This is a genomic window from uncultured Campylobacter sp. (assembly GCF_938030815.1).
GTDB lineage: Bacteria > Campylobacterota > Campylobacteria > Campylobacterales > Campylobacteraceae > Campylobacter_B.
In genome coordinates this window covers 1-6,226 of sequence record NZ_CALHII010000138.1, presented here as the reverse complement: position 1 = coordinate 6,226, position 6,226 = coordinate 1, and the positions used below count along the sequence as shown (strand labels likewise).

Sequence of the window (6,226 nt, the reverse complement as noted above, 5' to 3'; positions counted from 1 at the left end):
TTTAGCACAAGCGCGCCGTTTTTATCTATCGCCGCGGCGAAAAAGTGAGTGTGGCCGTAAATTTTGATGGTTGAAATTTTATCCGCGCCGCGCTCGCACGGACCCCGATTTTTACTTTCGCCGCTTGTATTAGGGTCTGAACTTGCGGTTAAATTTGAGTTTAAATTTGCGTTCGGGCTTGAGGCCGAGTATGCGCCCAGACTTAAGTCTAAATTTGCGTTTGAGTTTACATCCTCGCCTGTATTCACGCCCAAGCTCACATTTAGACTTGCGGATTGCCCGCCTTTGAAATTCGCGCTCGCGCTACGTATGTTTTTAAAATTTGCATCTGCACCGCGCGCGCCATTTAAAATTTCATCAACGTCCGCAGCATTAAAATTTGCGTCTAAATTTAGCGCGCCCGTTTTAATCCAAAAGCTTCTGCTTAAACAGCGGGATTTTGTAGCAAAAGGTGCTGCCCTCACCGAGCTTCGAGCTGACGCTTTTTGCGATTCCGTAGCGCTTGCAAATTTTATCGATTATGTTTAACCCGAGACCGAATCCGCCAAGAGCCGTGTTTTCGCGCGAGTATCTATCCCAGATCGCGCTCGTATCCTTTATGCCGATGCCGAAGTCCTGCACGCTAAAGACCGCTATGCTCACCCCTTTCTCCAGCCCGATGATGATCTTGCCGCCGGGGCGCGAGTATTTTATGGCGTTGCTTAGGGCGTTATCGATGAGGCGCATAAGCGAGGTCTCGTCCATAAAAACGCTCACGTCGGGCGCTATTCGCGATTGTAGGCTTATGTTTTTGCTTTTTGCGACCAGATAGATGAAATTTATCCTAGCGCCCAAAAACTCGCTCATATCGATGCGGCGGCTTTTTAGGCTCATCTTGCCGCTTTTGATGAAGTACTCCACGTCCTCGTAAGTAATTACCATCTGCTTGAGTGCGGATTTGATACGCGCAGTGTGTTTGTCACGCAACCCAAGCATCTCGGTGTTGATGAGCGCGACGCCCAGAGGGGTCTTTAGCTCGTGCATCGCGTCGTTGAAAAACGCCTTGATGAGGTTGCTTTGCTGCGCGTAGAAATTTTTTATGATTTTGTAGTTAAACAGCGCGATGATGAGCGCTACAAAAATCGTGATAAAGATCGTAGAGATCGCGATAAATTCTATCTTTGCGTAGCTTATCTTTTTTGAGATGACGAAGAAATGCAGCTTGCCCTCATGTAGAAAGTGGCGCTTAAAAAATACCCGTCCGCCGAATTTCAGCGTGATAAACGCAAAATCGGGCGGCTGGACGCTTAGGTTTGATCTTAAAATTTCGCCGTTTGCATTTAGGATCGCGTAGTCGTAGATTAGCTCGTCTTTTAGATTCAGATCCGCACCGGCTAGGGCTTCGCCGCTTTTTTGTATCAGCTCGGCGACGTCGGCGCTCTCCTCGATTTTGGAATTTAAATAGATGATATAAAGACTCTCGCTTATAAAGGCGCCGATGATGAAAATCGCGCTAAAAAGCGTAAATTTAAACCCTTTAAGCATTGATCTTATATCCGAGTCCGCGGCTGGAGAGGATGAAGTCGTTGCTCGTTTTGGCGCGGAGATTGCTGATATGCACGCGCACATCGACGCTGCCCGCTTCACCGTCCCATACGTCGGCGATGAGTTCATCGACGCTTACGAATCTTTTGATATTGGCGAGCAGAAATTCTATAATCTTGATCTCTTTGGCGCTTAGCGATATCTCTTCGTCCGCGCGTTTTAAAATTTTTAAATTTGCGAAGTAGTGAAATTTATCCGCGATCTTGACGGCGCCCTTTTCGTCGCCGAAATACTTTCGCATCAGCTCGCTTACTCTAAATTTAAGCTCGGCTAGGTGGAAGGGCTTTTTTAGATATTCGTTGCAGCCTAGCTCGTAGCACTGGCTCAAATCGTCGATGTCGCCGAGCGAGGTCATCATCATCACGGGAGTGCCAAGACCGAGGTTTCGTGCGTATCTAAGCACCTCTTCGCCCGAGACCTCCGGCACCTTGATATCTAAGATCAGCAAGTGGTAGGTATTCGCGGCGATCTTATCGCAGGCTGCGTCGCCGCTTTCGCATTCGTCCACCTCGTAGCCAAGCTCCTGCAGATACTCGCTTACGCTGCTTCTGTATTCAAAATCGTCTTCTAAAAGTAAAATTTTCAAACCCGTTCCCTAAATCGGGAGCGAGACTACGCTCCCGTGCAAATTTGCCCCGCATATACGATGTAGTAGCGAAGCAGAATGACGCCGCAAAGCACGACGAAAGAATTTAAAACTATAAACGCAGGCTTGTAGGCGTGGTTTTTCAGAGCCGTAAAGGCAATGATGATCGGAGCGATGAGCCCCGTACCCAAAACGCCGATCCAGAAAATTTTACCGTAAACCTCGTGCGTCAAAGCCTGCTGTGCCGCAAGCGCGCTAGTGCCGCCCTCGAAATACATCCCGACAAATAGAATGAATAAAAGCGGAATCTCAAAGAGTATCGCGCGCAGATCAAGCACCAAAAGGTATTTTATGCTATCTTTGTTTAACGAGCCTTTAAAAAACAGAAGTCCCACTAAAATGCTCGCCGCGATGCCGCTGGAAAAGCCCGACAGCAAAAATAAAATCGGCAGCACCGGAGTATTCCAAAGCGGAATTTTCATCACCGCGCTTAACAAAAAGCCCGTATATGCGCCCACGCAAAGAGCAAGGATAAATAAAACTTGCTCGAAAGCTTTGGAAGCTTTGGCGAATGAGCTTAGTAAATTTACGATAGGTCGCAGGAACGCAAGTAGTTTAAATTTACAAATTTCCTCGCCGAAGACGCATAGCGCAAATACAAAGCTAAGCGGCACGTAGATTAAAAGCGCCGCCACGCCGAGGCTCATTACAGAGCCGAAGTTAAATTTGATCAGCAAAAGATAGAAGGTAAGAGGCTTGCCCAGATCAAAGATCAAAAGCAAAAGCCCCGCGCAGATCGTAAGCGGCGCCGTGATCGCACCCGCTCTAATCATCGCATCCCAGATGGAATTTTGCTCGCTTTCGTGGCGATTCCATTCAACTAAAAGCGCCACCATCGTCGCTCCCGCGCTAAGACCCGCCAAAAATAGATAAATCGCAATCGGCCAAGGCCAGTAAATTTCAGAGTATTGGCTCATATCGCCCCACATATTATTCATAGCGTCCTCCTTTTTTGTTTTTGATATTCGCTAGGCGCGGCTTGGTGTTTAGATATGCTTTGGGATATTCTACGCTCGTTTTGGCTAGCAGCTTGCTTACCTCGGAATTTACGTCATTTACGTCGCCGAAAACTAAAGCGTCGGTCGGACACACACTTACGCAGGCAGGCTGCAAGCCTTTGCTAGTGCGGTTAGTGTAGCAAAAGGTGCATTTACCGATAGCGTGCGTGATAGGATCTACAAATCTCGCGTCGTAAGGACAGGCTAGGATGCAGTATTTGCAGCTGACGCAAAGTCTCTCGTCTATAAGAGTTACGCCGTCTTTGGTTTTAAAGCTCGCTCCCGTAGGGCAGACGTCCACGCAGGGGCTGTCCTCGCACATAACGCAGCTGGCGCGCGAATAATCAAGTTTTAAATTCGGAAAAACGCCGCTTGTTTTGCCGTGCACCTGCAGCCTATAAACGCCGCTCGGTACGCCGTTTTCATTCCTGCACGCAACCGAACAGGCTTGGCAACCTATACATAAATTTTCGTCGTGAATCATTATGAGTTTTTTCATAACTGCCCCTTTCAAATTTTAACTATATCGACGCCGACGTTGGTTACCATCGTGCTTACCACAGGACCCGCAGCCGGATCGAGAAGGACGCTTTGGTTGGTGCCTATGCCGTTCGTGCGCTTTAACCCCGGGCTTACGTGCCCAAAGCCGTGGTATAAAAACAGGCAGTCGTCTCTGATGCCTTGCGTGACGAAAATTTTAGCTTTTTGCTCGCCGAATTTATTTTTGAGCTTCACGATATCGCCCGTCTTTAGCCCCTCCGCCTTTGCGGAAGCCGGGCTGATCCAAACCGGCGATTCGCTCATCATATCGTTTAAAATTTTGACATTTTGCGTATGTCCGTTGGTGTGAAGCGCGGTCTTGCCGGTCATGAGGCAGTATTTGTGCCCGCCGAATACGTCCATACCCTCGGTATTTAAGCAGCCGTATCCTGCGAAAAGTTCCTCCACTTTCGGCGCGAAAAGCTCGATCTTGCCGCTTGGGGTTTTAAATTTCATCTGCGAGCTCATCTCGCCGTTTTCGTCCACGAACTCCGCGGCGGCAGGATATTTATCGATAAATTTAGCTACGAGCTTCGGCTCTCGGTAATACAGCTTCGGCACTTTGTAGCTTACGTAGCCGTTTTTGATTAAATTTGCGATTAGCTCGGCGTTGCCTTTGGCTTGCTGCATGCGGTATTCGTCGATGTTATTCCAGGTGTAATCTTTATCAATCTTCATCACCCTTGCAAGCTCTCTAAAAATTTCATAGCCGCACTTCGTATCGCCCACCGGCTCGACGGCTTTATTTCGCATCACAAATCCCGGCGCGGTGCCGCCTTTGTTTTGAATCGACTCATCGCGCTCCAAATAGGTGGATTCGGGCAAGATCACGTCGGCTAGGCACGCGAAGTCGCTCATATACACGTCGATTGCGAGCACGAAGTCTAGCTTTTTGATCGCTTCTACGCTCTTATCCACGCCCGCAACGTTGATGAGGTGGTTAAAGCGCGTGCTGACCCAGCCTTTTACCGGATATGGCTTTTCGCTTAAAATCGTAGGCGCGATCTGCATCAAAACGCCGTGTTTGCGCGGCACGAAGAAATTTTCGCTACCTTCCTCGCCGCAGCCGTCGATACGTGCGGTCTTTGGAATTTTAAAATTTTTATCCGGGTTTGAGATGGTAGGGAATAGATCCTCTTTGCAAAGCGCGTTGAAGGTTTTGGAATCTTTAGAGAAGTAAATTCCGCCCTTTTTCTCGACGTTTCCCATCAGCGCGTTTGCGATCGCGATGGCGCGCGTGCGGACGTATTCGGCTTTGGCGGTCGTGGTTTTATGACCCCAGTCGATTACGACCGCGGGAGCCGCGGCGTAAATTTCATTTGCGATGCGCTCGATTTTGTCTGCCTTGATGCCCGTGATGCCCTCTTGCCAAAGCGGCGTCGTATCCTTCACGGACCGCCTTAACTCCTCTAGCCCCACGGCGTATTGTTCGATAAATTTTTTGTCGTATTTGTTATCGCGCAGCCAGACGTGAATCAGCGCCATCAAAAACGCCGCATCAGTTCCCGGCTTTATCGGCAGCCACTCGTCGGCTTTAGAAGCTACGACGCTAAAGCGTGGATCGAGTACCAAAAGCTTTACGTCCTCTCTACTTGCGGCTTTTGCGAGCTTTTTGGTTTTTGAGATATCGATGCCTTCAAAGAGATTGTGGCCGAAATTTACGATATATTTTGCATCGCCGTAGTCTCTTTGCATATTGGCGCCGAAGGTGTGTGGCACGGCGATATTGTAGGTGACCGGGCAACAGGACCAGTGCGAGTAGATGTTCGGACTGCCGTAGGCACAGGCGAAATTCATCATCTGAGTGTGGTGTTCGCCCGTTTTAGAGGTAAAAACTACGCTTTGCGGGCCGTATTTTTGCGAAATCTCGCCAAGCTTCTGCGCGCAAATTTTAAGCGCCTCGTCCCAGCTCGCCTCTTTAAATTTACCCTCACCGCGTTCGCCCACGCGAATGAGCGGCTTAATGAGCCTTTGATCGTCGTAGAGCTGATTTATGCCCGCGCCTCCGCGAGCGCAGACCGAGGTTTTGTTTGAAAAGCGATGGTTGCCCTCGATGAGAGCGCCGCGACCGTTTTTACGGTCACTTCGATAGGACAGCGCGAGGAGCACATCTCGCAGACGCTGGCGACTTTCTTTTCCGTCCCGCCGGTAACCGCGCTAGCGTTTAAATTTAGATTTAGCGTCGCTAGCGTACCGATTGCGGCGGTGCTTTTTAGGAAATTTCGTCTATTCATAAAAACTCCTTACCTTTAAATTTTGGTAGGAATTCTAAGGCTTCATCGTAAAAATAAGGTTAATTTTGATAATGCAGCTTTTGGCTTAGACTTTATCTCGAAAGATAAAATGCGTCCTGCGCCGTATTTTAAAGCCGTAAAATAGCGCCAGCAGTAGCAAAATGCTAATTGCGCCGCAGATCGCAAGGGCTACGCGAGCGCCTAATAACTCGGTAAAAAAGCCC

7 protein-coding genes are annotated in these 6,226 nt (G+C 48.9%); all 7 read right to left on the bottom strand.

Features of this window, described 5'->3' with window-relative positions; all coding sequences use genetic code 11:
* Window positions 1-464 (bottom strand): hypothetical protein (locus Q0277_RS05365; protein WP_297996260.1); only part of this gene is annotated, 464 nt, incomplete at its 3' end.
* The gene (locus tag Q0277_RS05360) at window positions 406-1,524 is read right to left on the bottom strand and encodes an ATP-binding protein (protein WP_297996258.1); all 1,119 of its coding nucleotides are present in this window, start codon (window positions 1,522-1,524) and stop codon (window positions 406-408) included. The genes Q0277_RS05365 and Q0277_RS05360, both read right to left, overlap by 59 nt.
* Entirely contained in the window at window positions 1,517-2,170 is a 654-nt protein-coding gene (locus Q0277_RS05355; protein ID WP_297996256.1) for a response regulator transcription factor, read from the bottom strand. The genes Q0277_RS05360 and Q0277_RS05355 overlap by 8 nt, the downstream gene beginning before the upstream one ends.
* 26 nt (window positions 2,171-2,196) lie before the next feature.
* Window positions 2,197-3,168, bottom strand: a complete 972-nt coding sequence (gene nrfD / locus Q0277_RS05350; protein ID WP_297996254.1) for an NrfD/PsrC family molybdoenzyme membrane anchor subunit — start codon at window positions 3,166-3,168, stop codon at window positions 2,197-2,199.
* Window positions 3,161-3,727, bottom strand: coding sequence for a 4Fe-4S dicluster domain-containing protein (locus Q0277_RS05345; RefSeq protein ID WP_297996253.1), 567 nt, complete (start codon window positions 3,725-3,727; stop codon window positions 3,161-3,163). The genes nrfD and Q0277_RS05345 overlap by 8 nt, the downstream gene beginning before the upstream one ends.
* 11 nt (window positions 3,728-3,738) lie before the next feature.
* Complete coding sequence (gene phsA / locus Q0277_RS05340) at window positions 3,739-5,877, bottom strand: thiosulfate reductase PhsA (RefSeq protein WP_297996252.1); 2,139 nt, start codon at window positions 5,875-5,877, stop codon at window positions 3,739-3,741.
* Window positions 5,760-6,002 carry a twin-arginine translocation signal domain-containing protein gene (locus tag Q0277_RS05335; RefSeq protein ID WP_297996249.1) on the bottom strand — a complete coding sequence of 81 codons (243 nt, stop codon included), beginning with the start codon at window positions 6,000-6,002 and terminating at the stop codon, window positions 5,760-5,762. The genes phsA and Q0277_RS05335 overlap by 118 nt, the downstream gene beginning before the upstream one ends.
* Between the last annotated feature and the right edge of the window lie 224 nt (window positions 6,003-6,226).